Annotated in this window: 24 protein-coding genes and 1 pseudogene; 8 read left to right on the top strand and 17 right to left on the bottom strand. The window is 55.3% G+C overall.

The features are described 5' to 3' along the window. The first annotated feature begins 379 nt into the window (after positions 1-379). The 3 genes from ACY8FN_RS04695 to ACY8FN_RS04685 all read left to right on the top strand — a co-directional run bounded on the left by ACY8FN_RS04695 (position 380) and on the right by ACY8FN_RS04685 (position 1,668). Positions 380-556: a hypothetical protein gene (locus ACY8FN_RS04695; protein ID WP_463099359.1), complete on the top strand. Its 177-nt coding sequence runs from the start codon at positions 380-382 to the stop codon at positions 554-556. Between the two features lie 97 nt (positions 557-653). Next, a complete protein-coding gene (locus tag ACY8FN_RS04690) occupies positions 654-1,301 on the top strand; it encodes an AAA family ATPase (protein WP_042012296.1) in 648 nt (215 codons plus the stop codon). Position 1,302: 1 nt separating this feature from the next. Next, positions 1,303-1,668 (top strand): CopG family transcriptional regulator, encoded by a 366-nt coding sequence (locus ACY8FN_RS04685; RefSeq protein WP_101323359.1) that lies wholly within the window; start codon positions 1,303-1,305, stop codon positions 1,666-1,668. Positions 1,669-2,390: 722 nt separating this feature from the next. On the opposite strand, the gene hemN is transcribed toward ACY8FN_RS04685, so the two are convergent. The 3 genes from hemN to yihI are packed head-to-tail and all read right to left on the bottom strand — an operon-like array spanning position 2,391 to position 4,832. Then, complete coding sequence (gene hemN, locus ACY8FN_RS04680; protein WP_463099358.1) at positions 2,391-3,764, bottom strand: oxygen-independent coproporphyrinogen III oxidase; 1,374 nt, start codon at positions 3,762-3,764, stop codon at positions 2,391-2,393. A gap of 31 nt (positions 3,765-3,795) precedes the next feature. After that, the gene (locus ACY8FN_RS04675) at positions 3,796-4,236 is read right to left on the bottom strand and encodes a DUF2489 domain-containing protein (protein ID WP_463101131.1); all 441 of its coding nucleotides are present in this window, start codon (positions 4,234-4,236) and stop codon (positions 3,796-3,798) included. Between the two features lie 11 nt (positions 4,237-4,247). Beyond that, on the bottom strand, positions 4,248-4,832 hold the full coding sequence (yihI, locus tag ACY8FN_RS04670; RefSeq protein ID WP_463099357.1) for a Der GTPase-activating protein YihI: 585 nt from the start codon (positions 4,830-4,832) through the stop codon (positions 4,248-4,250). A gap of 981 nt (positions 4,833-5,813) precedes the next feature. Here yihI and ACY8FN_RS04665 point away from each other — a divergent pair. Beyond that, on the top strand, positions 5,814-6,731 hold the full coding sequence (locus ACY8FN_RS04665; RefSeq protein ID WP_463099356.1) for an IS5 family transposase: 918 nt from the start codon (positions 5,814-5,816) through the stop codon (positions 6,729-6,731). A 197-nt stretch (positions 6,732-6,928) separates the two neighbouring features. Here the strand turns inward: ACY8FN_RS04665 and ACY8FN_RS04660 are convergent, their stop codons facing one another. From ACY8FN_RS04660 to ACY8FN_RS04640, 5 genes and pseudogenes are all read right to left on the bottom strand, one after another. Beyond that, entirely contained in the window at positions 6,929-7,972 is a 1,044-nt protein-coding gene (locus ACY8FN_RS04660; protein WP_139692446.1) for an IS110 family RNA-guided transposase, read from the bottom strand. Then, positions 7,952-8,686 (bottom strand): annotated as a pseudogene (locus ACY8FN_RS04655) (IS1595 family transposase); the annotation flags it as partial. The pseudogene ACY8FN_RS04655 and the gene ACY8FN_RS04660, both read right to left, overlap by 21 nt. 121 nt (positions 8,687-8,807) lie before the next feature. After that, a complete protein-coding gene (locus ACY8FN_RS04650) occupies positions 8,808-10,022 on the bottom strand; it encodes an IS256-like element ISAs3 family transposase (RefSeq protein WP_139691386.1) in 1,215 nt (404 codons plus the stop codon). Between the two features lie 102 nt (positions 10,023-10,124). Continuing rightward, positions 10,125-11,453, bottom strand: coding sequence for an IS4 family transposase (locus ACY8FN_RS04645; RefSeq protein ID WP_463099355.1), 1,329 nt, complete (start codon positions 11,451-11,453; stop codon positions 10,125-10,127). Between the two features lie 129 nt (positions 11,454-11,582). Then, the gene (locus ACY8FN_RS04640) at positions 11,583-12,200 is read right to left on the bottom strand and encodes a c-type cytochrome (protein WP_162515630.1); all 618 of its coding nucleotides are present in this window, start codon (positions 12,198-12,200) and stop codon (positions 11,583-11,585) included. Positions 12,201-12,342: 142 nt separating this feature from the next. Between ACY8FN_RS04640 and yihA the strand changes: the two genes are divergently transcribed. Then, the gene (yihA, locus tag ACY8FN_RS04635) at positions 12,343-12,999 is read left to right on the top strand and encodes a ribosome biogenesis GTP-binding protein YihA/YsxC (protein ID WP_139693135.1); all 657 of its coding nucleotides are present in this window, start codon (positions 12,343-12,345) and stop codon (positions 12,997-12,999) included. A 774-nt stretch (positions 13,000-13,773) separates the two neighbouring features. Here yihA and ACY8FN_RS04630 read toward each other — a convergent pair. The 9 genes from ACY8FN_RS04630 to ACY8FN_RS04590 form a co-directional block, all read right to left on the bottom strand. Next, positions 13,774-14,034 carry a DUF1488 family protein gene (locus tag ACY8FN_RS04630; RefSeq protein WP_139693134.1) on the bottom strand — a complete coding sequence of 87 codons (261 nt, stop codon included), beginning with the start codon at positions 14,032-14,034 and terminating at the stop codon, positions 13,774-13,776. Next, positions 14,031-14,852, bottom strand: coding sequence for a shikimate dehydrogenase (gene aroE, locus ACY8FN_RS04625; RefSeq protein ID WP_463099354.1), 822 nt, complete (start codon positions 14,850-14,852; stop codon positions 14,031-14,033). Before aroE ends, ACY8FN_RS04630 begins: the two co-directional genes overlap by 4 nt. Before the next feature lie 103 nt (positions 14,853-14,955). Further along, positions 14,956-15,864: an oxygen-dependent coproporphyrinogen oxidase gene (gene hemF, locus ACY8FN_RS04620; RefSeq protein ID WP_463099353.1), complete on the bottom strand. Its 909-nt coding sequence runs from the start codon at positions 15,862-15,864 to the stop codon at positions 14,956-14,958. A 103-nt stretch (positions 15,865-15,967) separates the two neighbouring features. Then, on the bottom strand, positions 15,968-16,528 hold the full coding sequence (tsaC, locus tag ACY8FN_RS04615) for an L-threonylcarbamoyladenylate synthase type 1 TsaC (RefSeq protein ID WP_463099352.1): 561 nt from the start codon (positions 16,526-16,528) through the stop codon (positions 15,968-15,970). Positions 16,529-16,662: 134 nt separating this feature from the next. After that, positions 16,663-17,166: a 5-(carboxyamino)imidazole ribonucleotide mutase gene (purE, locus tag ACY8FN_RS04610; RefSeq protein ID WP_463099351.1), complete on the bottom strand. Its 504-nt coding sequence runs from the start codon at positions 17,164-17,166 to the stop codon at positions 16,663-16,665. A gap of 73 nt (positions 17,167-17,239) precedes the next feature. Next, positions 17,240-17,797: a DNA topoisomerase family protein gene (locus ACY8FN_RS04605; RefSeq protein WP_042017999.1), complete on the bottom strand. Its 558-nt coding sequence runs from the start codon at positions 17,795-17,797 to the stop codon at positions 17,240-17,242. A gap of 55 nt (positions 17,798-17,852) precedes the next feature. Continuing rightward, entirely contained in the window at positions 17,853-18,326 is a 474-nt protein-coding gene (locus ACY8FN_RS04600; RefSeq protein ID WP_463099350.1) for a DUF494 family protein, read from the bottom strand. After that, on the bottom strand, positions 18,319-19,434 hold the full coding sequence (gene dprA / locus ACY8FN_RS04595) for a DNA-processing protein DprA (RefSeq protein ID WP_463099349.1): 1,116 nt from the start codon (positions 19,432-19,434) through the stop codon (positions 18,319-18,321). The genes ACY8FN_RS04600 and dprA overlap by 8 nt, the downstream gene beginning before the upstream one ends. Position 19,435: 1 nt before the next feature. Then, positions 19,436-20,527, bottom strand: a complete 1,092-nt coding sequence (locus ACY8FN_RS04590) for a LysM peptidoglycan-binding domain-containing protein (protein WP_463099348.1) — start codon at positions 20,525-20,527, stop codon at positions 19,436-19,438. A gap of 109 nt (positions 20,528-20,636) precedes the next feature. Between ACY8FN_RS04590 and def the strand changes: the two genes are divergently transcribed. The 3 genes from def to rsmB are packed head-to-tail and all read left to right on the top strand — an operon-like array spanning position 20,637 to position 23,449. After that, on the top strand, positions 20,637-21,149 hold the full coding sequence (gene def, locus ACY8FN_RS04585; protein ID WP_068978268.1) for a peptide deformylase: 513 nt from the start codon (positions 20,637-20,639) through the stop codon (positions 21,147-21,149). Between the two features lie 12 nt (positions 21,150-21,161). After that, positions 21,162-22,106 carry a methionyl-tRNA formyltransferase gene (fmt, locus tag ACY8FN_RS04580; RefSeq protein WP_463099347.1) on the top strand — a complete coding sequence of 315 codons (945 nt, stop codon included), beginning with the start codon at positions 21,162-21,164 and terminating at the stop codon, positions 22,104-22,106. Between the two features lie 50 nt (positions 22,107-22,156). Further along, positions 22,157-23,449, top strand: coding sequence for a 16S rRNA (cytosine(967)-C(5))-methyltransferase RsmB (gene rsmB / locus ACY8FN_RS04575; protein WP_463099346.1), 1,293 nt, complete (start codon positions 22,157-22,159; stop codon positions 23,447-23,449). Positions 23,450-23,479 lie beyond the last annotated feature (30 nt).

Raw genomic sequence — 23,479 nt, 5'->3', positions numbered from 1 at the left:
AATGAAAACATTTAAACAGGAGCAATGAATATTAGCGTCTCGCTATTGAATACATCAGCATGACCACCGGATCAGAGGAGAAATAAAAACTCATATCCCCACACTTCATTGCATAAATCTTTTCTTGTCCCAGATCATGGCATTGATGTAATCCCCTTAGCGCCCTGCCCTGCACGCAATACTCTTCCCGATCCGATTCAACTCAATATGCACAAAGTGCGCATCCAGGCAGCTAACTATCCCGGTGAAGCATCACAACGCCTTTTGATACTTTTTTCATTAACTGAATTTATTGGTCTCACCTTGCACTGCCACCAACCTCGACTTAACTCAGACAGTGATCCAGATCACATATGGATGGTTCAACCAAGGAGTTGTTATGAAGATGAAACCCATGCTGCTGCTCGCCACTTTGTTCCTGACTGCTCTACCAAGCCTCAGCCAGGCCGAAGGAGCTCCCGCCATGCCCATGGTGGTCTGCCATGTCGACAAGGCCCCCCAAATGCTGGTGCCCGACTATGTCTGCCGCTGGCATGGAGGTCAGGTTCATTACTAGTCGAGACAGCGAGAGGAGCATCACTCCTCTCGCCTTGTGATGAGACAGGCTCCTCCTATACTGAAATCAGCAGTTTTCTCATGGATAGGGGAACGTCATGATCTTGTTGGTCGGTGGAGAGAAGGGGGGAAGTGGCAAGAGCTGCCTGGCACAAAATCTGGCGGTCTACCTCAGATCCCAATTTCAGGGGGAAGTGTTACTGGTCGATTGCGACCCGCAGCGCACCACCTCTGACTGGATTCAGGAGCGCAATGACAACCCGGAGCTGCCACAAATCAACTGCGTTCAGCTCTACGGCAATATCCGCAACGATCTGCTCAGCCTGAAGAACCGCTACGACTACGTCATCGTCGATTGCGGTGGGCAAGACAACCGGGCACTGCGCTCCACTATGGCTGTCGCCACCCACGCCCTGATCCCCCTGCGCCCCAAGCGCCGCGATCTCAAGACCTTGCCCCATATGGAAGATCTCATCACCACCTGCAAGATGGTCAATCCGACACTCAATGCAGCAGTAGTGCTGACCCAGTGCCCCGCCCTGCCCAATCAGGTAAAACGCATTCTGGAGGCGAAGGAGGTCTGCTCCTCGTTCGGTGTCGATGTCCTGAACGCCATCACCTACGGCCGCAATGTTTACGATGACAGCGAAGAAAAGGGGCTATCAGTGATGGAGATTGAGCCTGACGGCAAATCTGCCGAAGAGATCAGGACCATCGCCAAAGAGTTCCTGCAAGTGGGGGTATGAGATGGGCCTGGCTGATCTGAAAAAAAAGCACCAGTTGCATCATCAAAAGAAGTTCACCGTTGACGAGTTTATCGAAGATGCGGAGTTCTACGCAAAAGGCACCCCCAAGGTGGTCAGCCTGGAACTGAACCAGCATAGGGATGAAGCCTTGTCTGCTCTGGCCTTTATCGAGAGTGGTGAACACCTTAAACCCAGCTATAAGAAGGCCACCTTCTCGATGAGCGCGGTGGCCATCGACGAACTGGGCAATCTGACCCAGCAAGATGGCATGAACAAATCCCTGTTGCTGCGCCTTTTCACTCACTACTTCTCTTCGCTCACTCCGGAAGAGCGCCAGACCATCTATGAGCGACTCCAGCGCTCATAATTTCCCAATTCAACCAATCTTTTGGCGCATCGCCAACCGACCCCGAATGACCATCATCAGACCGCAGAATCTGTTTCCAAAGTAACCAAAAAGCCGTGTAAGAGATCTGCCATTCTATATGTAAGCCAACCGCCGAAAAGATCCCCGAGATAATCGGAAGATGGGATCTTAAAACATGACAATGGAACACTTAACATCATGTTTATAAATGAATAAATAGAAACACCCTGCTTTCGAAACAGCTAATGACAAAAACGTTTTCCAATCTGACGTTGTAGCCGGTAAGAAAATCCTTATAGTTACTCATGCACGGACGCAATGAAGTCGGTCAGGAAGACTGGCTGCCAGGGTTAGGCAAATGGACTCACCACAGGATGTGGTAAAGGACACCTCCCAGGATGGAGAAAGTGCGACGGGACAGGATGACTCGTCAGGCCAAGATGGCTAAAGGACACCCCAAAGGATTGGGAAGGGGAAACCTAAAGGAAGAGGTAAACAGTCAGGGATTGCAGGGAGCAACTTCGTTCAAGGATATGAGCGATACGACTACCGGGGGCGACGCAAGTCGCCCCCATCTTTTTGTCTGCGTTTCACCGCCCCATTGCTTGCCTCAGCGCAGCGCCTTCTTGCCAGAACTTTCCCGACCCGCAGCTTAAGCAAAAATACCTATGGAAAGGGCACAGCAATGGCGCCCTTTTCTGTTTTCTGATCGGCAAACAAGCTTATATCACGCGAGAGAACTGCTGCTGACGCGCCTTGTTGCGCAGATAGACATCGAAGCACATACAGATATTGCGGATCAACAGCTGTCCCGTGGACGAAACCTCCAGCCCAGCATTTGTCATGCGCACCAAACCATCGTCAATGAAGGTCTGCAGCAGCTTGAGATCTTCAGCGAAATACTCCTTGAAGTTCAGGCCGAACATCTGCTCGACAACAGCAAAGTTAAGGCGAAAATCACAGATAAGCCGCTTGATCACCTCACGGCGGATCAGGTCATCCTGATTGAGCGAGCAACCTTTCCATTGAGCATGGCCCAGCTCTGTAACTTGGGCGTAGTACGCTTTTAGCTCTTTCTGATTCTGGGAGTAGGCATCGCCAATCATGCTGATGGACGAGACCCCCAGTCCCAGCAGGTCGCAATCGCCCTGGGTGGTGTAGCCCTGGAAGTTGCGGTGCAAGGTACCCTCACGCTGCGCTACTGCCAGCTCGTCATCGGGTTTGGCGAAATGATCCATGCCGATGAACTGGTAACCCTGGCCGGTCAGGAAGGCGATCGTATCCTGCAGCATGGCCAGCTTCTCCTGCGGAGCAGGCATATCGTCTTCTTTCAGCTTGCGCTGGGCCGCGAAGCGACTCGGCAGATGGGCATAGTTGAAAATTGAGAGGCGGGCCGGATCGGTTTTTAGCACCTCTTCCAGCGTATGGTGGAAACTGGCACGATCCTGATGCGGCAGGCCATAGATAAGGTCGAGGTTGGTCGAGCGAAAGCCCAACGCGCGGGCACGTTCCAACATGGCTTTAATAAAGTCATTGTCCTGCTCGCGGTTTACCGCGACCTGCACAGCCTTGTTAAAGTCCTGCACCCCGAGGCTAATGCGGTTGAAACCGACTTCCCGTAGCACATCCAGCATGGTAATGGCGATCTCGCGCGGATCGACCTCGATGCTGAACTCCCCCTCTTCGGCGAAGTGGAAGTGCTCACGCAGCATACCCATCAGACGGCGCGTCTGTGCTTCATCCAGATAGGTAGGCGTACCGCCGCCCCAGTGCAGCTGGGTAACCAGTCGATGCTTGAAGAGCGGGGCCTGCGCTTTGATCTCTTGTTCGAGGTAGTCGAGGTACTCGTCAGCCTTGTGCTGGTGGCGGGTAATGACCTTGTTGCAGCCGCAGTAATAGCAGAGCTTGTGACAGAAAGGGATATGCACGTAGAGCGACAGATTGCGCTCGGGATACTGGCCGGCAGCGCGGACAAAATCCGGATAGCCGAAGCCCTCGTTGAACTCCAGCGCGGTGGGATAAGAGGTGTATCGCGGGCCGCTGTAGTTATACTTTTCGATCAGGGCCTGATCCCACACAATCTGTTCTGCTTGCACGCTCGCTTCCTCTCTTGTTGTTATTGACGGCTCATCGGCCTAACTGAAAATCCTTTAGTTGGGCCACATCCTTGAGGATCTGAGCCTCCAGCTCTGCCTCGTAGCCACTGCGGTCGAGATCCATCCTCATCACTTGGTTGCGCTTGAGGGCTCGCCTGGCCTCATGAGTCGGCATATCTTTCACCTTCTCATACAGTCCGTACAGACCCGGGAACTCGGTTGCAAATACCCGCCCACCCTTGATCTGCAACGCATCTAACAGGTTAGTCAGTCGAATGGCACCTTCGGAGTAGTCGCACTGCCCCTCCTGCACCGCATGGGCAATGACTCGCACGCTATCCAGAATTAGCTCATTGCGGGCAGCAATCGCCTGCGACTGCATCCCTTGCTGTCGTTTGAGCCTGGCTAGCAGCATACCGGCATAGGTGGCCAAGCCTGACAAAATCAGGCCGCCCAACAGGGCGGCCAGCATCCACTCACTCATCACTTTTTCTTCGGCTCAGGTTTTGGCTCAGGCTTGTAATCGACCTGAGTGAAACGATCCCACAGCTCCTCTTCGGAAGCAGGCTGTTGTGGTTCGTCGAACCCGCCATCATCATCACCATCGAACGGGAGGTCATCCTCGTCTTCATCGTTATCGATGATCCCCAGCTCATCCATCAGCACCTGATAACGGTCAACACGCTGATCAACCCAGGCCTGCTCGGCAGCTTCCAGGGTTTCACCGGCATCAAGACGATCCAACAGATCATTCAAGCGATCATCATTTTCGATAGAGGCCAGCTCCTGCTCAGGCGTCATCGCCAGTTTCTTCTCTTTTAGCGGCTTGGTCGTCGTCGGCTTCTTCTGCTTTTCATCCAGCACCAATACAACCGGCTTGCGTGAACCGATCCGTGGGTCTTTGGGCTGCTTATTCGAGTTATTGTTTTGTTGCTCGGCTTGCTGACGAGAACCTGCCTTCAGGCCCTTGCGCTTGGCAGCCCGCTTACGCTCACGACCTTCCTGAGCACTGACATCAGATTCTTGGCGCTTACCGGTAGGCTTGCGAGTGGGTTGTTTAGCAGACATGAATGGCTAACTCCGAAAAATAACTGGATTGAACCCGAACCCGGGATGATCTGACCCGGTGGGATACGATGCGAGGAACAGTAAGGCTGGAACAAGAACAGGATCTCGCCCCAACTCGGCCAAAAGTGACCACTGAACACCGCAGGATCGGTATCCTCTGGGCATGTTGCTGGTATTTTGACACAGAATGGCTAATCGGGTTAATGACCCCAACGAAAAAAGGCAGCCGAAGCTGCCTTGATATGTTTATGCGAGTAGATCCTGAAGAGCAAAACAGTACGCTTTACCTTTTCTGCTTAAGACTTCTCATCACGTCATATCTTGGTGTGGTCATCCTGACCTTATGTTAAGTCGTTCCTGAATGTGCGTGTGCCTGTTTGACCCGCCTCGACCGCATCCTGCCATCGTGCCGGGGAGTCTGCATCCCGCAACCCATCCCGCTCCGGAGATGGTCACCATCCTGATCCTTCAATCCCTTGCCAGCTCATGCGAGCCCATGGCATCCCGCCACGCCTGCCATCCTCTGCTCACAACATCCCGTTGTGAAAACCGCCACCCAATCCGTGGGTGAATCCATTGAGTCTACTGTATCAACTCTATAAGGTTGCTCAATCCACTCAAAGCATTCTCAATATGCCGAAAAATATCAAATTGCACATAATCAATTGATAAATAATAAATATTTCAAATTGTATGCAATTTAATGAGCCTTGGCCTGCCGCGAGAATGGAAGATCTCTTACAGAACGGGGGGATTAAACCGAGCATTATCGCCAAACCATAAAAAATGTATGGTCTGCTCCTTATCTGCAAGCTTGAACTGATTTCCAGAAGTCGTTTGCGTCAATGTATCCGGCCTGTCTGTGAGCCGTTTTCCGGCTCTGGCCTTGATGGGGCGTTGTTGCCCAAATCGATGCAGCTTGAATGGAACTAACTGAGGGCGCGGTGATCTGATCACCACCATCCTCTTCAAGTCTGCATCATGGGCACCTCGCTTCACCCCATCACCAACTGGCCTAAATACAACAGGTCTCTGATTAACCGTGGCTCACTCACCTTCTGGGTTGATGCCGAGGCCATGAGCAATTGGTTTCACCACGACCATCATGGGCGACGGGGACGCAGCCAGCTTTACACTGACCAGACCATCTGTACCTTCCTTATGCTCAAGGGGATTTTCAACCTCACTCTGCGGGCCACCCAAGGACTACTCGACTCCCTGTTCGAGTTGATGAACGTACCGCTTTGTGCCCCCGATTACAGCTGCGTCAGCAAGCGAGCACGCACAGTGACGGTCGCTTATCGACAGCCCCCAAAGGGACGTATTACCGACTTGGTTATCGACTCAACCGGGCTGAAGGTGTTTGGTGAAGGCGAGTGGAAGGTCAGAAAACACGGCGCCGAGAAGCGGCGAGTGTGGCGCAAGTTGCATCTGGCGGTAGACCCGGTGACTCACGATATCGTGGCGGCAGAAGTGTCGCTGGAGAATGTGCATGACGCAGAGGTGTTGCCGACCTTGCTCAATCCTCTGCGGCGCAAGCTGGGGCGTGTTTATGCGGATGGCGCCTATGACAGCAAAGCCAGCCATCGGTTGATTGCGCGTAAAGGGGCGACGGCGTGTATCCCGCCTCGCAAGAACGCAGGACTATGGAAAAAGGGCCATCCGAGAAATGAGGCGGTGCTGGTGATGCGCAAGGAGGGGCTAGCGCACTGGAAGAAGATGTTGGGATATCACCGTCGCTCGCTGGCAGAGACGGCGATGTATCGGTTCAAACAGTTGCTGACGGGGAAAATCAGTCTGCGAACATACAACGGTCAGGTAGGGGAAGTGATGGCGTATGTTGGTGCAATCAACAAACTGAACACCCTTGGTCTGCCTGTCAGAAAGCCCCGAGTGTAGCGGTCACCTGGGGCTGGGGACGTTGTGACCTGATAGCTGATTTGGGCAACAACGCCCCTTGATGGGATCCGCACGTCGTCGTCCTAATAAAGCTACCAGTCATGAGAGACTGCTTTTTTAGCCAGGCTGCAACGTCGTGGGGTGAACGCTTCTGTCATCTGTTTTTGGCTCGCAAAACCGGGTATGAGTTATATCTGTTAAACGGCTGCGCTTGCGTTGGGATAGGGTTGGTAATCCCTGCCGGATGTCAGTACTTTCCAGCAAATTCGCATTATCTTGTTGGCCAAGGCGATAAGGACCACATGATGGTGATGGCCGGCCTCCAGCCTAGCGACCCATTCGCCTAACGATGATTTGTCACGCTTCATGTGAATTTTCAGCGCTTTGGCGCCCTGAATAACCATTTGCCTTAAATAGCTATTGCCACGCTTACTGATCCCGCCGAGCGAAGATTTTCCGCCCGTTGAATATTGCCTAGGGACCAGCCCCAACCAGGCTGACAGGTCGCGGGCTTTCTTGAATTGTGAGCCATTGCCAATCGCGGCAATCAACGCGGTTGAGACAATCGGTCCAATGCCGGGGACGGTACTGATTTTTTGGCACAAACTTGATGCGCTTGAGGCTTGTCCGAGCATGAGGCTCATGTCATCAATCTGAATATCCAGCTGTTGCCACCGTTCTCTCAGGCGTAATACCAGGGCGCGGATAAAGTCAGGCAAGCCATTCTCGGCATCTTCAAGGATCGTCGGCAGAGAGCGCTCGAAGACTTTTCTGCCGACTGGCACGGTGAGCCCATATTCCAGCAGCAACGCTCGCATCTGATTGACAGTGGCGGTACGTTCGACGATGAAACGCTGACGGACGCGATGAGTCGCCTGCAATGCCAGTTGCTCATGAGATTTCAACGGGACACAGCGCATAGTGCCTCTGCTACCAGCCTCGGCAATGGCGGTAGCATCGTTGAAGTCATTCTTGTTTGATTTGAGGTAGGGCTTCACAAATTGGGCAGGGATAATCTTGGGTTCGAACCCCGCCTGTTGAAACAGGCGCCCCCAGTATTGCGAACCAGGACATGCCTCGAAGGCGACCCGACAGGGTGGGGTCGTACTGATGAACTGTTTCAGTTGTGAACGAGTGAGCTTTTGCTTGGTCAATACATGCCCCATGCGATCCATCGCCACCAGGTGAAACCAATTTTTGCCTAAATCGATCCCGTAAATGTAAATCTGCGCTTGAGTCACGCCCTGCACTTTACTGAAACTGGCATACACGCCCGCGCCATCGCTACACAGCACGGCATCCGGTGACACCAACGGCTTCAAGACCGCGATAACTGTTTCGGCATTCATCTTTTCCAACTGAAAATCTGCATGATGGCCAGCACGATCCTGCACCACCATCACCGGGATGTAATCCGGCCCGGTTCCCCGGGTTCGCCCTTTACCACCGCGATGCCGTGCCGGACGCGGCAGTCCCCGTTGCCCCTTGAACGACTCGAGGAAGAAGGTCTCATCGACCTCAACGATGCCCTCTTCCCGTGTGGCTTGATGGGCGGCCATCGCACGCAAGAAGCGGTGACGCCAGAGGAAGGCAGTGTTTTTGCTGACCCCGCAACGCAGAGCTGCCCGGCGGACAGTCAGTCCTTCAATGAGGGCTTGAGCGTAGTCTTCCCAGCACTGCGCTTTACGTAATCTGGCCAAGGGGGTCTTGGTCAGCACGGTGCTGGTGCGCAGACACCGTTTGCAACGGTAGCGACGTAGTCCCCGACTCCATCCCCAGGGAGCCAACTGATTGGCATCGGCCTGACAATGTGGGCAACCACTGCATGCAGGTAGCTGGGTATTGAGTGAGGTAATGGCGTGGGGCGCAGTGAGCTCCTGCCGGGCAACACGGCGTTGGCGCAGGGTAAGCTGTGGAAAGAGAGACAGCAGGTGTTGAAAGGCTGGGGTATCCATGATGGTAGACCTCAAGGTGATGGCCTACTTCAAGCTTAGCCTTTCAACACATAATTGGGACAGAGCCATAAAAAACGGGGAGCCAGAGCCTGTAAATAATTCTGTGTAACTGCCCACTCCATTACAGGTGACCGTTCAGGCGATCACCGAACTCGATAATAAAGCGATTCAGGGCCGGCTTCCAATTCTGGATCGGCATGGTCCATTTCTTGGAGGCCTGCTGTATTGCGAGAAACGCCACTTTGAGCGCCGACTCATCGGTCGGGAAGAGCTTCCGTTGTTTGGTCGCTTTGCGCAGTACGCTGTTCAGTGACTCGATCGCATTGGTGGTGTAGATCACCTTCCGGATAGCGGGGGGATAATCAAACAGCGTGATCAGATTGTCCCAGTTACTCTGCCACGAGCGCGCTATCTGCGGGTATTGGCTATCCCAGCGCTCGCCGAAGGCCGCCAGCGCCTGCTGAGCCTCACGTTCTGTCGCAGACTGGTATATCTGCTTCAGTTCAGCCGTCACCGCCTTGTAGTCCTTCCAGGAGACATAGCGCAACGAGTTGCGGACCATGTGGACGATACACAGTTGCACCTTGGTCTGGGGATACTCCACGGCAATGGCATCAGGGAAGCCCTTGAGACCATCCACACACGCGATCAGGATGTCTTCCAGGCCGCGGTTCTTCAGCTCGGTCAAGACCGACAGCCAGAACTTTGCCCCTTCGGTCTCGGCCAGCCACAGGCCCAACAGCTCCTTGTGCCCCTCCATATTGATGCCCAGTGCCAGATAGAGCGACTTGTTGATCACCCTCTGGTTCGCGCGGATCTTCAGCACAATGCAGTCCAGATAGACGATGGGATAGAGCGGATCCAGCGGCCGGTTTTGCCATTCGTGGACCTGCTCGATGACGCGTTCGGTCACCTTCGATACCAGCCCCGCCGAGATGTCGGCGTCATACATCTCTTTGAACGCGTCCACGATATCCCGCGTACTCAAGCCCTTGGCGTAGAGGGCGAGGATCTGGTCGTCCATCTGGGTCAGGCGTGACTGACCCTTGCGGACAAACTGAGGCTCGAAGGAGGCGTTACGGTCACGAGGCGCCTGGATGGTGACCTCTCCATGGTGGCCTTTTAGGCGCTTGGTGGAATAGCCATTGCGATTGTTGCCGGTCCCGCGGCCTTGTGGGGCGTGTTTCTCGTAGCCCAGATGCTCGTCCATCTCGGCATTGAGCGCGGTCTCAACGGTGAGCTTGATCAGCTGTTGGGTGAGTGTGCCGAGATCTTTTTCAGATTTGATGTCTTTGGCCAGCTCAGCGGCCAGTGCTTTGAGTTTGTCTTGGTCCATTTGCTTACCCACGAAGGTATCCTTTTGAAAAAGTTACTTATTCGTGGGCGGTTACACAATTGGATTTACAGGCTCGGGAGCCAAGGCTCTAATGCCAGTCAGTTAAGCCTGACTGGCATTGTTTTTATTGGCTTTTTTAACTCCATACTTCTGTGGCCTTGGCTTCACGCAGCGGGGATAACTTCGTTCCCTGCGGGCCGGCAACACAAACTGGCCCGCCTGTTTCTCCAGCTCCGCAACGCGTCCCGGGATATTCCCCGGCGACACATACGGCATGCAGCTCAACTCATGGATGAGATAGACCGATGCCATGTGAAAACTCAGCTGGCTCGCCGTGTATCCCTTCAGGCTTGCTGCCATCTTTACCATCTGGCTGCGCAGCAGGTTGTACGCCAACAACACGCCCCACAGCTCTTGCCGTATCCCCGCCGCCTTCTTGCTGCGCAGGGTCAGCCGGTGCTGCTGTAAGCTGTGCTTCATCTCCCGATAGCCCAACTCGATTTCCCAGCGCTGGCCGTAGAGTTCGACGATGTCGGCACCGGGGAAGCGCATCGGGTCGACCATTGAGGTCAGCACCTGCCGCTCTTTGCCGTTGATGGTGCGAGTCAGCAAGCGGGCTTCTAGCGTCTCTGGCAGTTGCAGCCACTTCTTCCTCGCCTGTGGACTGGGTTTGAGACGCACCAGCGCATCCTGACGCCCCAGCTTGCGCACCACCTCGTATTGCGTGCCCTTTTTGAGTGGCAGCAACCAGTGCCGCTCGCTGCCAGCAGTCTGCCAGGCATGGAGCAAACCGAGGGAGTAAAACCCCTTGTCGAACAGGGTGAGCGAGTGGTCTGGCGTACGCGCGACAAGTTGTTCGGCCAACACCATCTCGTTGACGGCGCAGCTCTCCATGACCGCCTGAACAAGCAGGTGACTGGTCAACTCCATCTGGCAGAGCATGCGCACCTGAGGATAGGCGGTCTCCCCATGCTGGGTACCGGGCTTGGCAAACGCGGCGGCATTGTCTGGGGTATCAGGCGTGCGCCACATCACGCCATCAACGGCGAGCAGTTGCAGCCCGGCCCAGCCGGGGTGATTGGCATGCTGGTGCCAGCCTGCGGCGGTCTCGTGAAACAGCCGCTCAATGCTCTTGTGGCCAAGCTTCTGGCGAGCTTGCAGGAAGGCGCTGGGGGCAACGAAAGGGCGGTCACCAGGCAACAGGATATCAAGCTGATTGACCAGCTGGGTCATGGGGACGTGGCGGAAGATGGCCATGCCGATGATGGCCCAGACCAGTCGCTCCATGGGCATACGGCGACGGCGGAGGGTAGCGACGCCCTCTTCGCCGAGCAGAGTGGTGATAAGCTCGTTGGGAATGAGGTCGGAGAGTGACTCAAACTGAGCGGCATTACTGGCGTGGAGGAAGTCGAGAGCTTGAGCGATACGCATAAAAAATCCGAAACCAATCAACAGGTTTCGGATTTTCACACATCAGAAGGATCGGTCAATGGATCCTTAACTGATCGGCATTAGAGCCAAGGCTCCCCGTTTCAACTCAAATCGACCATGTCGGCGGTATCAGTGCAGACCCGCCACATATTTAGACAGGACTTCGATATCCTGATCAGTCAGCTTCTTGGCAACGTCCCGCATCATACCATTGGGGTCGTTATCCCGCGCAGCTGCACGAAATGCGGTGAGCTGAGCTTTGATATAAGCAGGATGCTGGCCGGACAGGCTTGGATACTTGGCCTGTTCGACACCCGAGCCTCGGGGGCCATGGCAAGCCGTACAGGCCGCCAAACCACGGCTCATATCACCACCCATATAGAGCGCCTTGCCAGCGTCAACCACGTCGTCAGGCACGGCTATCGGGGTGACTTTCAAGCTGGAGAAGTAAGCCGCCAGGTCGTCCATGTCCTGTTCCGACAAGGGCAATGCCATGGGCCCCATCACAGGTGCAACCCGGCCAATTTGACCAGAAGCGGCAGCCTTCAGTTCAACTAACTGCTTTTTGATATATGATGCATGCTGACCAGCAATTTTGGGGTACATATCAATCAGGCTGTTTCCGTCCGGTCCATGACACGCCGCACAAACGGCAGCCTTGGTTTGTCCCGCAGCGGCATCGCCCTTGGCTTGTGCCATCCCCGTTACGCCAACCATCAGAGCAAGAGTAATGACTAGGTTCTTCATGGCGTTCCAACTTTTCGTTATTAGGCTTCCAGATCCCATGCCGCTGAAGGCATGTTAAAATAAACGCGTTTAAGCGACGCTATTTTACACCATTTTACAAAAAAGTAACTCTATAACCCTCTATCTCCATGGGGAATTTACGTTGGATACACAAACTCTGAATTTCAATAAGGTGCATTTTGTGACCAGCGCACCCGACATCCGCCACCTGCCAAATGATGGGGGTGTCGAGATCGCGTTTGCCGGCCGTTCCAACGCCGGTAAGTCATCTGCATTGAACACCTTAACTAAACACAAGAACCTGGCTCGTACCAGTAAAACACCCGGTCGAACCCAGCTAATCAACCTGTTTGAACTGGAGCCGGGCAAGCGCCTGGTCGACCTGCCGGGTTACGGTTATGCGCAAGTTCCGCTAGAAATGAAGCTCAAGTGGCAAAAGTCACTGGCAGAGTATCTGCAGTGCCGTGAATCATTGAAAGGTCTGGTGATCCTGATGGATATTCGCCACCCGCTCAAAGATACCGACATGAACATGCTGGAGTGGAGCTCCCACCGTGATCTACCTGTGATGCTGCTGCTGACCAAGGCCGACAAACTGAGTCCGGGTCCGCGCAATAATCAGGTGATCAAGGTGCGCCAAGCCGTTGCCAATCTGGGCTCACAGATCCAGGTGGCCGCCTTCTCGTCTACTACCAACATTGGTTTGGACAAGTTGGAACAAACTCTCACCGAATGGTATCTCAGCGGTGATGATCAACAGCTCGCAGACGCTGTTCAACACGAACCCGCCGGGGAATAATCGACTCCTCGCCATCCTTGCAATTGGCGGAGTGCTCCTCCGCTGATTGAAAGGGTTTCAGATTGCCGCTTTCATTGTTATTGCGGCATCATCTCAATTCCAAAATCCAATAAAAACAAATTAATTCATATTTTTCATATGGTTAGATTCAAATTTCGCATCGAGAATTAACATGATTTTATGCTGATAGCGTTTTCAACTTTGTTCTTTTAACACCAAGCCAAATAACAAGAAATCTCAAAATATGAAATTAAATTACACAACTTAAAGCGACGGATAAAAATGAGGCCGGACGACAGTGATGCCATCCAGCCTGAAACAATAAGTTCAAAAATTGAGAAGAAGCTGAATTTAGAGTACCAGACGACAGGTATCCCTCAAGCAGCAGCCTTATTCTATCAAACGCACCAGTATTTTAAAGCATTTACTCTAAACGCCACCCATAAAAAAATACCCCGACGAGAACCTCACCGGGGCAGCTATTCAGCTACATTCAATTACGTGAAATAAAAGGTCTGAAAGATAGAACATCTTACCTCTGTACCCTACGCAGATAACTGTACGACAAAGCAGCAGAAAGTGAAAGTAATTTCTGTAATTTAGTTTCACAACTCGCAGGTTAAGAAAAAATCTTTTATTTTCATGAAGATAAAAAAATCCCCAGTACGAATACCGGGGAGTTATAAAGGTGACTAGCTAGCACTACCTCAACTATCTAGTTAGTCAGCACTATTTCAAAGTAGTTCCGCTACAAAACAAAAAAACTTTAAGAGATCAGAGGTAGATGGCGCCATCCTCAGCAAACTCTTGTTCTTCAATGAGTTTTTCTGCAACATCCTCGATGTCAAAGCGCACACTTTCGAAGGCTCTGACGATGTCATCTTCCTTGGTCAACACCAGACCCGTCATTTTCTCCAGTCGCCGCTGGCTGATGTAACAATCTATCAGCGCCCCCATTTGCTGGGCGGGAAAACGCACCCGCTGTTCGCTAGCCTGCCACTCCATCAGGTCGGGAAACAAAATGCTTTGGTTCATAGGATCCCCAGATTACGTTTCAACTCTCTCAATACCTGTTTAGTCCCTGGACGGATTCCACGCCACACGGTAAAGGCTTCCGCTGCCTGCTCCACCAGCATGCCGAGTCCATCCATTGCCAGCCGTGCACCATGCTGTTTGGCCCAGCGAATAAAAAGAGTCTGCGTTGCACCGTACATCATGTCGTAGATGGCAATATCCGCATGGATAATGGCGGGAGCCAGCGGCGGCAGCTCACCCTGCAAACTGGCCGAAGTGGAGTTGATGATGAGATCGAATCGCCCAGTCAATAACTCATAGGTCTCGGCAGTGACCGTACCCAGATCGTGAAATTCGGCAGCCAGTTGTTGCGCTTTCCCGTGCGTACGGTTGGCAATCACCAGCTCACTCGGCTTCTCGGCCAGCAGCGGCGCCAATGCACCGCGGGCCGCCCCACCAGCCCCCAGCAGCAAGATCCGGCTGCCCGCCAACGTCACGCCATGAGCTTTAAGATCGGCAACCAGTCCTGCGCCATCCGTATTGTCGCCCAGCAGTACGCCATCATCGGTCAGCTTGATGGTATTGACTGCGCCCGCCCGCTTGGCCCGCGGGCTCAAGCGATCGACCAGCGCGAATGCCTGCTCCTTGAAGGGCACGGTGACATTGCACCCCTTCCCTCCCTCTGCAAAGAAGCTGTGCAGGGTGTCAGCAAACTCGTCGACAGCGGGTTCGGCCAGCCCATACTCCAACTCTTGCTGGGTTTGTCTGGCAAACAGGGTGTGAATGAAGGGGGACTTGCTGTGGCGCACCGGGTGGCCAAAAACCAGATAACGATCCATCAAAGAGTTCCATCAGAGGGCAATATTCCGATTTAACGGGTTTTCGCACTCAGGAACAAGCCGAATATCGGCCAGTAAAAAGGGGCCATCATGGCCCCTCGGGTCACAACCACTCTCGTGGCGTGAGGTAGTCGCTGTAGAGCAGGGCTTCCGAGCTGCCCGCCTCCGGCTGCCAGTCATATTCCCAACGTGCCAGTGGCGGCATCGACATCAGGATCGACTCGGTACGTCCGCCGGTCTGCAAGCCGAACAGGGTGCCCCGGTCATACACCAGATTGAACTCCACATAACGACCGCGGCGATAGAGCTGGAACTCCCGCTCCCGCTCGCCAAAGGGCTGCGCCTTGCGTCGCTCAATGATCGGCAGGTAGGCATCGAGATAACCCCGGCCTACCGCCTGCATAAAGGCGAAGCAGTCGGCAAAGGGCCAGCGATTCAGATCGTCAAAGAAGAGGCCACCGACCCCTCGAGTCTCGTTGCGATGCTTGAGGAAGAAGTAACGATCACACCAGGATTTGAATTCGGGATAGATCTCATCACCAAAAGGCTGGCAAAGATCACGGGAGACCTGATGCCAGTGCTGCACATCTTCGGCAAACGGGTAGAAGGGCGTCAAATCGAAACCACCACCAAACCACCAGATGGGCTCTTCGCCTTCCTTCTCGGCAATGAAGAAACGGACGTTGGCGTGGCTGGTCGGCACATAGGGGTTGTGCGGATGGATCACCAGCGACACGCCCATCGCCTCAAATTTACGACCGGCCAGTTCGGGCCGATGGGCCGTCGCAGAGGCAGGCATGGCATCGCCATAGACATGGGAAAAATTGACGCCCCCTTGTTCGATCACAACACCGTGACGCAGTACCCGGGTGCGGCCGCCACCACCGCCTTCACGGCTCCAGCTATCTTCCACAAAGTGTCCGCCGCCGTCAGCCTGCTCCAGACCACGGCAGATCTCATCCTGCAACTGCAACAGGAAGGCCTTGACCTGTGCCACATCCGGTTTGCTCATCTTGTCTCCAGTCAGGCAGGATCTTGAACGTCCTGTCCATTTTTGTTGTGGTATCACGTCATGATCTCATCACCATGACGGTAAATCAGCATGCCCCGCCCGCTCAGGAGGGGCGAATAATGGAACCAGTGCGCGCATCCTTGATTTCGGACGGATTGGCATTCCCTCCGACGTCACCGGGCAGGACATAGGCCAGTTTGCTTGCCAGCAGCTCACCGATATCGGCCACCCGACGGGCAGGCTCCTCACCGGTCAGGTTGGCACTGGTGGAGACCAGCGGCTTGCCAAAGGCGCGGCACAACCCCTGTACCTGAGGATGGGCAGTGACGCGCACCGCCAGGGTGTCGAACTGTCCGGTCAGCCAGGCCGGTGTCGTCGCACGGGCCGGCATGATCCAGGTGAAAGGGCCGGGCCAGCTGGCCTCAACCCGTGCCAGCTGTTCGCTGGTGAGCTGGCTCAGATCGATATAATCCTGCAATTGTTCCAGATCCGCCGCGATCAGGATCAGCCCCTTCTCCACCGGGCGTTGCTTGATGGCCAGCAGCCGCTGCACCGCAACCTCAGAGTCAGGATCACAACCCAAGCCAAACACGGCTTCGGTTGCGTAGGCAATCACCCCATCCTGCTGGAGAGCGGTAACTGCGAGTTCAAATTTATTTGGCATATAAAAATGCGGCAGTCTGGCTGCCGCCTCATCACTTGGTTGCAAATTGAATCAAGGTGGCAGCGATCATGGCGGATAGACGCGCTGGCAGAAGCACAGAAAAATACGTCATCTTCAGATCGCGACCAACCGACTTATTTGAGTAGAGCCTGCAGAGCGGCATCCTTGGCCATTACCTCTTCGGCATTCTTCTGCCGTTCGGCACGAACCTTGACCGCCAGTGCATCATCAGCCACCGCCAGCATCTGCGCGGCCAGGTAACCTGCGTTCTTGGCGCCGGCCTTGCCGATTGCCACCGTCGCCACCGGTACACCGCCCGGCATCTGCACGGTAGAGAACAACGCATCCAGCCCCTTGAGCGGGCCGCCATCGATAGGCACGCCGATCACCGGGCGAGTGGTGATGCCAGCAACGGCACCTGCCAGATGAGCAGCCAGGCCGGCCGCACAGATAAAGACCTTGCAGCCACGGGCCTCGGCATCGGTCACATACTGATGGGTCGCTGCCGGAGTACGGTGCGCGGAGGTCACTTTAACTTCCACAGTGATATCAAACGACTTGAGCACCTCAAGGGTGGTTTGCATCACCGGAAAGTCAGAATCAGAGCCCATCAAGACGGCAACAAAGGGTTTACTCATGGTGAAGATGTCCTTACTCCAAGTGGGGGATGATGTTCACCGAAAACGTTTTTATCTGCTTGCGGCGGCGCGATTATACCTGCTCACTTTGGTGGCCGCATTTCTTTTGCGGACAGACCCAGCGCAGATTTCCCCGCACTTTTTTCTCGACCATGATGCCCCAGCCACACGCGGGACAGGGCATGGGGATCGGCTTGTCGTTCACCACATATTTGCAATGGGGATAGCCATCACACGAGTAAAACTGCTTGCCATAGCGGGAGGTTCGGCTCACCAGATGATCCTTGCCGCACGCGGGGCAGAGGATCTGGGTATCGTCACTCTCCTGCAAGGATGCGATGTGCTGACAGGCCGGATAGTGGGTGCAGCCGACAAACAGACCGTAACGCCCCTTCTTGATCGCCAGCGGCTGTCCGCAATCGGGACAGGCAGAGCCTTCAAGCACCTTTTCGATGTCGCGGCCGGATGGTGTCAGGGAGCGGATATAGTCACAGGAAGGGTACGTGGAGCAGCCAAGAAACAGGCCATGCTTGCCCTGGCGCATCACCAGTTCGGCCCCACACTGCGGGCACGGCTCGCGCTCGAAGGCATGTTCGTGGGCTGAAAAGAGGTGATGATCGATTTTTGACATGGGCCGCGCCTTGGAATCCAGATGGCCTGAATTCTACCAGCGCGGCACCGGACTGTCAGTGAATGACGCCGTCTGACTCATCAAACACCAGCTCTTCCATCTGCTGGTAGGCATTTTCACTGCCCGGTACGTTAAACAGCACCATCATGACGACCCACTTCAGGTCATCCAGCTCGATATCCGGCTTATCCAGCTCGAGCAGGCGCTCGATACAGATCTCGCGGGTTTCAGCATTCAATACTTGAGCCTGCTCCAGGAAGAGCAGGAAACCACGGCACTCGGTGCCGAGACGAGCCAGCTCCTGCGGGGCATAGATACGCATTGAGCCTTGCGCGCTGGCGGTGACATAGACCTCCCGCTCGCTATCGTGCAAGTTGGCCAGTCGCTCCAGCCAATTCAGTGCCTTGTCGATTTCATCTTTATCGAAACCGGCCCGAGTCAACTCGTCGCTGAGCTCATCCTGCTCGACCATCACATCTGCATCGCTGTGGATGTAGGTCTCGAAAAGGTACATCAATACATCAAACATGATTCGCCCTCCTCGCTCTGACGTATCCACCGGCTACCGCCATCACTGCACCGGCCAGCTCCAGCTCTACCAACCTGCCTAATACCACTTCGACAGGAAGCTGGGCCCGCTCGGCAACGGTATCCACGCTCGTGGTCTCATAATCTACGTTATCCAACAAATCGGCATAAGGCAATTCGCTATTATGCTGTTGCTCAGATGATGCAGCCGGCCACTGCGACCGAACGCTCCACTCAGGCAGCTCTTCCACTATATCGGCCGCACTCAGCACAAGTTTGGCCCCCTGCTGAATTAATCTGTTGCACCCTATGGCTTGGGCATTTTGCGGCGCGCCGGGCACCGCAAACACCTCGCGCCCCTGTTCCAATGCATAGCGGGCGGTGATCAATGAACCGCTCTGTTCGGTCGCCTCCACCACCAGGGTGCCCAACGACAGGCCACTGATAATACGGTTGCGCCGAGGAAAATGTTCAGCGAGCGGTCCCTTATCCGGTGCCAGCTCGGAGATAAGCAAACCACCATTCTCCAGAATCTGGCCTGCCAGCCCTTGATGGCGTTTGGGGTAGAGGCTGTCGAGACCCGAGCCCAGTACCGCGAGGGTTATGCCCCCGGCAGCCAGCGCTTGCTGATGGCAAACACCATCAATGCCCAGCGCCAGCCCTGAGGTAATAGCCAACCCACAGGCGACCAGCTCAGCACTGAGGCGAGAGGCATTGTCTTTGCCGGCATAGGTAGGATGGCGCGTCCCGACCATCGCCAACTGAGGTAGTGACAGGGCAGCAAGATCGCCGCGACAGTAGAGCAGCAAAGGGGCGGCTGGAATTTCACGTAACAAGGGAGGATAAACCGGATGATCTTGCGGGATCAGGGCATTGCCGGACAGTGCCGCCCAAGCCAGGCTCTGCTCAACAACCGGCGATGGCCACCGTAATTGCCTTATCTGTTCCGAGGATAGCCCCAGGCCATGAAGCTCTGTTTCGTCGCACTGAAATAGCGCATCAATGCTTCCTCCAACTCGCTCCAGCAGACGGGCAGCAGTCACCGGGCCAATACCGGCGACTGCATCAAGGGTCAGCCAGAGCGCCAGACGCTCATCTGGATAAGTCACGTCAGAAATGAGTGACCTGATAACCCGAGCTCACCATGTCATTACTCTGCATGATGAGACCGTAGCTCAGCTTGTCATAGACCTTAAACAACATGACTCGGGCAATCGCTTCGGAAGGCAGTGGTGCCTTGTTATTACTGCTGTAAAACATCCGGTTAAAGACCGACGACAGCTCCTTGTACTGCACATCGCCATTTTTGGTTACCAACGCGGCCCCAGGGCGTTTGACATCCAGCACATCCCCGGCGACCAGTTGATCACGGGCACCCCGATTGATCAACACCACATCAAACTTGCCCCCCCCACGGGTCTTGTTTGGCAAGCCGATAATGTAACCGGGGGTAATAGCAGGCGCGGCTCGGGGCATAAATACGGCTGGCATGTTCTCCTGAGCGGGTAATGGCATCACCTTGTCACCCTGCAGCACTTCGCGCTGGTTGTGGGTCAGGGTTACTTTGGTCCGGTCGCCATCAAGACGCGCCACGGCACGCACCACACCGGCGAAGATCGCCTCCTGGCCCAGCAGTTCACCGGTTTCACGATCCTTGTAGATCACCCCGGGGTGATAGACGCCATAGACCTGCCCCGGCGTCAGTGAACCCTGCACATAGAGGGTATCCCCCTCCAGCATGCCTATGTGTTTCTGGTCCGATCCCAGCAGATAAGGCAGAGTCTTCTGCTGCTGGCTGTCTGCCAAAATATGGTCGGTTTGCAAGAAAGGGCCGATCTCGCTGATGGGCAAGGTCGGAATAGGGTTGGCTTTGTTCTCATAGCGGTTTTTGGGGCTAAGGCGGATGACTTGCTTGCCACCCTGTATCTCCTTGCCAAGACGGGGCTCCCCGTTGACCCAGGTCAGATGCAGCACATCGCCGGGATAGATCCAGTGCGGGTTGGCAATCTGCGGATTAATGTTCCAGAGGCGCGGCCACAGCCAGGGTTCTGCCAGATACTGGCCGGAGATATCCCACAAGGTGTCGCCTTTTTGCACCACATAACTGTCGGGATAACCCTGCTTCAGCTGCAACGGCTCGGCCAAGGCTGACTGGCCCACTGTCACCAACAAGCAGGCGAAGATGGTTTGCTTCAGATACATAACACTCCCTGTTACTTCTGCACGCAAAGTGTTGCTGTTTTTTGTCGGCGTAAATGACTAGAATTACGCCAATATTTGACTGCATTTATACGAAACGAAAGAAAAAACTATGGCCATTCTAGATGTATTGCGCTTTCCCGATGAACGTCTGCGCACTGTAGCAGCCCCTGTCGAGACCTTTACACCCGAGTTACAACACATTGTAGATGATATGTTCGAAACAATGTATGCGGAGGAAGGCATTGGCCTGGCCGCAACTCAAGTCAACATTCATCAGCGCATCATAGTGATCGATGTCTCTGAAAACCGTGAAGATCCTCTGGTATTGATCAATCCGGAGATCCTCGAGCAGAGCGGCAGTACCGGCATTGAAGAGGGGTGCCTCTCCGTTCCGGAACATCGTGCCTTGGTGCCTCGCGCCGAACAGCTCACCATCAGGGCTCTGGATCGTCACGGCAAGTCATTCGAACTGGCAGCGGACGATCTGCTCGCTATCTGCATCCAGCATGAGATGGATCATCTGGTCGGCAAGCTGTTTGTGGATTACTTGTCCCCACTCAAGCGCCAGCGCATTCGTCAGAAGCTGGAAAAAATGGCCCGTGAAGATCGCAAAGCCCTCTGAGGACCTGTTGCATTGAAGAAACTGAAACTGATTTTTGCCGGTACTCCCGACTTCGCCGCCCGTCACTTGGCGGCGTTGTTGTCTTCCGACCACGAGGTCGTTGCCGTTTATACCCAGCCTGACAAGCCTGCCGGTCGCGGTCAGAAGCTCACCGCCAGCTCGGTCAAAGAGCTGGCCCTGACCCACAATCTGCCGGTTTACCAACCAGCCTCCCTGCGCAAAGAAGAGGCGCAAGCCGAGTTGGCCGCCTTGGGTGCCGACCTGATGGTGGTGGTGGCCTATGGCCTGATCCTGCCCAAGGTTGTGCTCGATACCCCCCCGCTGGGCTGCATCAACGTCCACGGCTCGCTGCTGCCACGCTGGCGCGGTGCAGCGCCGATCCAGCGCGCTATCTGGGCGGGCGATGACGAAACCGGTGTCACTATTATGCAGATGGATGTGGGGCTCGATACCGGCGCCATGATCCGCAAGGTACACTGCCCCATCTCGGCAGACGACACCTCGGCCAGCCTGTACGACAAGCTGGCGGAACTGGGCCCGCAGGCACTGGTCGATACCATCAATGCCATGGCGGCCGGTGAAACCGCCGCCGACGCGCAAGATGATGCGCTAGCCAACTACGCCGAAAAGCTCTCCAAAGAGGAGGCTCGCATCGACTGGTCAATGGACGCAGTGACGATTGAGCGTTGTATCCGTGCCTTCAACCCCTGGCCTATCAGCTGGTTTGAGGTGGCTGACCAAACCATCAAAGTATGGCAAGCAGAGGTCATCGCCAGCGAGCACGGTCAGCAACCCGGCACCCTGCTCAACGCTGACAAACAGGGGATCGACATCGCCACCGGCCAAGGCATCTTGCGCCTGCTGGCCCTGCAGCCACCCGGCAAAAAAGCCATGTCGGTTGCAGATCTGCTGAACTCTCGCCGCGACTGGTTTGAACCCGGCACGCAATTGAACTGAATTGACACAAGCGGGGCCAAGGCCCCGACTTGCGCATCTAAGGTAACATTATGAAAACACGCGCACAGGCTGCTCTCGTTATTCAACAGGTGCTGGATCAGGGTCAATCTCTCTCCGCTGTTCTGCCTGCTGCCCAGGAGAAGGTTGCGCCTCGCGACCGCGCCCTCCTGCAAGAACTTTGCTATGGCACCCTGCGCTGGCTACCCCGCCTCGATGCGGCGGTGAGCGAGATGATGGACAAGCCGCTCAAGAACAAGAGCCGTATCTTTCATTACCTCATTCTGGTCGGCCTCTATCAGCTCATCTATACCCGCATTCCGGCCCACGCCGCGGTGGCCGAGACGGTCAATGCCGTCAAACTGCTCAAGGGTACCTCCCTGCGTGGCCTGATCAACGGCGTGCTGCGCAACTTCCAGCGCAGCGCTGAAGTCATCCTGCTGCGCATCGACCGGGTCCCCAACATTCGCCTCGGTCACCCAGAGTGGCTGACCAAACGGCTGCGCCAGGCTTACCCTGATCAGTGGGAATTGATCATGGAGGCCAACAACCAGCGCCCGCCAATGTGGATCCGTAACAACAGCCAGCGCCAGAGCCGCGAACAGATGCTGGCCCGCATGGCCGAAGTGGGCATCAATGCAGTAGCCGGCGAGGAAGGGGAAGATTGTATCCTGCTGGAACGCCCTTGCGACGTCACCAAGCTGCCCGGCTTCGAGGAAGGTGACTGCTCGGTACAAGATGGCGCCGCACAGCAGGCCGCACAGCTGCTCGACCCCCAACCGGGTGAGTGGGTACTCGACGCCTGCGCCGCTCCCGGTGGCAAAACCGCCCACCTGCTGGAGCGTCAGTCCAAGCTTGCCGGTGTAGTTGCCGTCGATGCTGACGACAACCGCCTCAAACGGGTGCAAGAGAACCTGGTTCGCATCGGCCTCACCGCTCAGGTGATCCATGGCGATGCCAGCACCCCGGATCAGTGGTGGCCAGAGGGCCAGTTCGATCGCATTCTGCTGGATGCGCCCTGCTCCGCCACTGGCGTGATCCGTCGTCATCCCGACATCAAGTGGCTGCGCCGGGATCAGGACATTCGTGAGCTGGCCGAACTGCAGCGCCGCATTCTCAATGCCCTCTGGGGCAAGCTGAAAAGCGGCGGCACCCTGCTCTACGCCACCTGCTCCGTACTGCCGGAAGAGAACCGCGAGCAGATCCGCGCCTTCCTTGCGGCGACCAAAGGTGCCAAATTGGTACCGCTGCACCCGCAAGACACCCCGGATTGCCCGGGGCGCCAGTTCCTGCCGGGTGAAGCCGAGATGGATGGCTTCTACTACGCCAAACTGATCAAGCTCTGAACCTGAGATGACGCCCCTCGTTCAGGAAAG

The sequence above is a fragment of the Aeromonas sp. 160P genome (genome assembly GCF_055193095.1).
Note: the sequence above shows the minus strand (reverse complement) of the source record. Positions and strands in the feature narration are given on the sequence as shown.

Bases quoted from the DNA above. Each gene is read 5' to 3' on its own strand.
- ACY8FN_RS04695 (WP_463099359.1), top strand. From the start codon at position 380: ATGAAGATGAAACCCATGCTGCTGCTCGCCACTTTGTTCCTGACTGCT.
- ACY8FN_RS04690 (WP_042012296.1), top strand. From the start codon at position 654: ATGATCTTGTTGGTCGGTGGAGAGAAGGGGGGAAGTGGCAAGAGCTGC.
- ACY8FN_RS04685 (WP_101323359.1), top strand. From the start codon at position 1,303: ATGGGCCTGGCTGATCTGAAAAAAAAGCACCAGTTGCATCATCAAAAG.
- ACY8FN_RS04675 (WP_463101131.1), bottom strand. From the start codon at position 4,236: ATGCTGGCCGCCCTGTTGGGCGGCCTGATTTTGTCAGGCTTGGCCACC.
- yihI (WP_463099357.1), bottom strand. From the start codon at position 4,832: ATGTCTGCTAAACAACCCACTCGCAAGCCTACCGGTAAGCGCCAAGAA.
- ACY8FN_RS04665 (WP_463099356.1), top strand. From the start codon at position 5,814: ATGGGCACCTCGCTTCACCCCATCACCAACTGGCCTAAATACAACAGG.
- ACY8FN_RS04650 (WP_139691386.1), bottom strand. From the start codon at position 10,022: ATGGACCAAGACAAACTCAAAGCACTGGCCGCTGAGCTGGCCAAAGAC.
- ACY8FN_RS04645 (WP_463099355.1), bottom strand. From the start codon at position 11,453: ATGCGTATCGCTCAAGCTCTCGACTTCCTCCACGCCAGTAATGCCGCT.
- ACY8FN_RS04640 (WP_162515630.1), bottom strand. From the start codon at position 12,200: ATGAAGAACCTAGTCATTACTCTTGCTCTGATGGTTGGCGTAACGGGG.
- ACY8FN_RS04630 (WP_139693134.1), bottom strand. From the start codon at position 14,034: ATGAACCAAAGCATTTTGTTTCCCGACCTGATGGAGTGGCAGGCTAGC.
- aroE (WP_463099354.1), bottom strand. From the start codon at position 14,852: ATGGATCGTTATCTGGTTTTTGGCCACCCGGTGCGCCACAGCAAGTCC.
- hemF (WP_463099353.1), bottom strand. From the start codon at position 15,864: ATGAGCAAACCGGATGTGGCACAGGTCAAGGCCTTCCTGTTGCAGTTG.
- tsaC (WP_463099352.1), bottom strand. From the start codon at position 16,528: ATGCCAAATAAATTTGAACTCGCAGTTACCGCTCTCCAGCAGGATGGG.
- purE (WP_463099351.1), bottom strand. From the start codon at position 17,166: ATGAGTAAACCCTTTGTTGCCGTCTTGATGGGCTCTGATTCTGACTTT.
- ACY8FN_RS04605 (WP_042017999.1), bottom strand. From the start codon at position 17,797: ATGTCAAAAATCGATCATCACCTCTTTTCAGCCCACGAACATGCCTTC.
- ACY8FN_RS04600 (WP_463099350.1), bottom strand. From the start codon at position 18,326: ATGTTTGATGTATTGATGTACCTTTTCGAGACCTACATCCACAGCGAT.
- ACY8FN_RS04590 (WP_463099348.1), bottom strand. From the start codon at position 20,527: ATGTATCTGAAGCAAACCATCTTCGCCTGCTTGTTGGTGACAGTGGGC.
- def (WP_068978268.1), top strand. From the start codon at position 20,637: ATGGCCATTCTAGATGTATTGCGCTTTCCCGATGAACGTCTGCGCACT.
- rsmB (WP_463099346.1), top strand. From the start codon at position 22,157: ATGAAAACACGCGCACAGGCTGCTCTCGTTATTCAACAGGTGCTGGAT.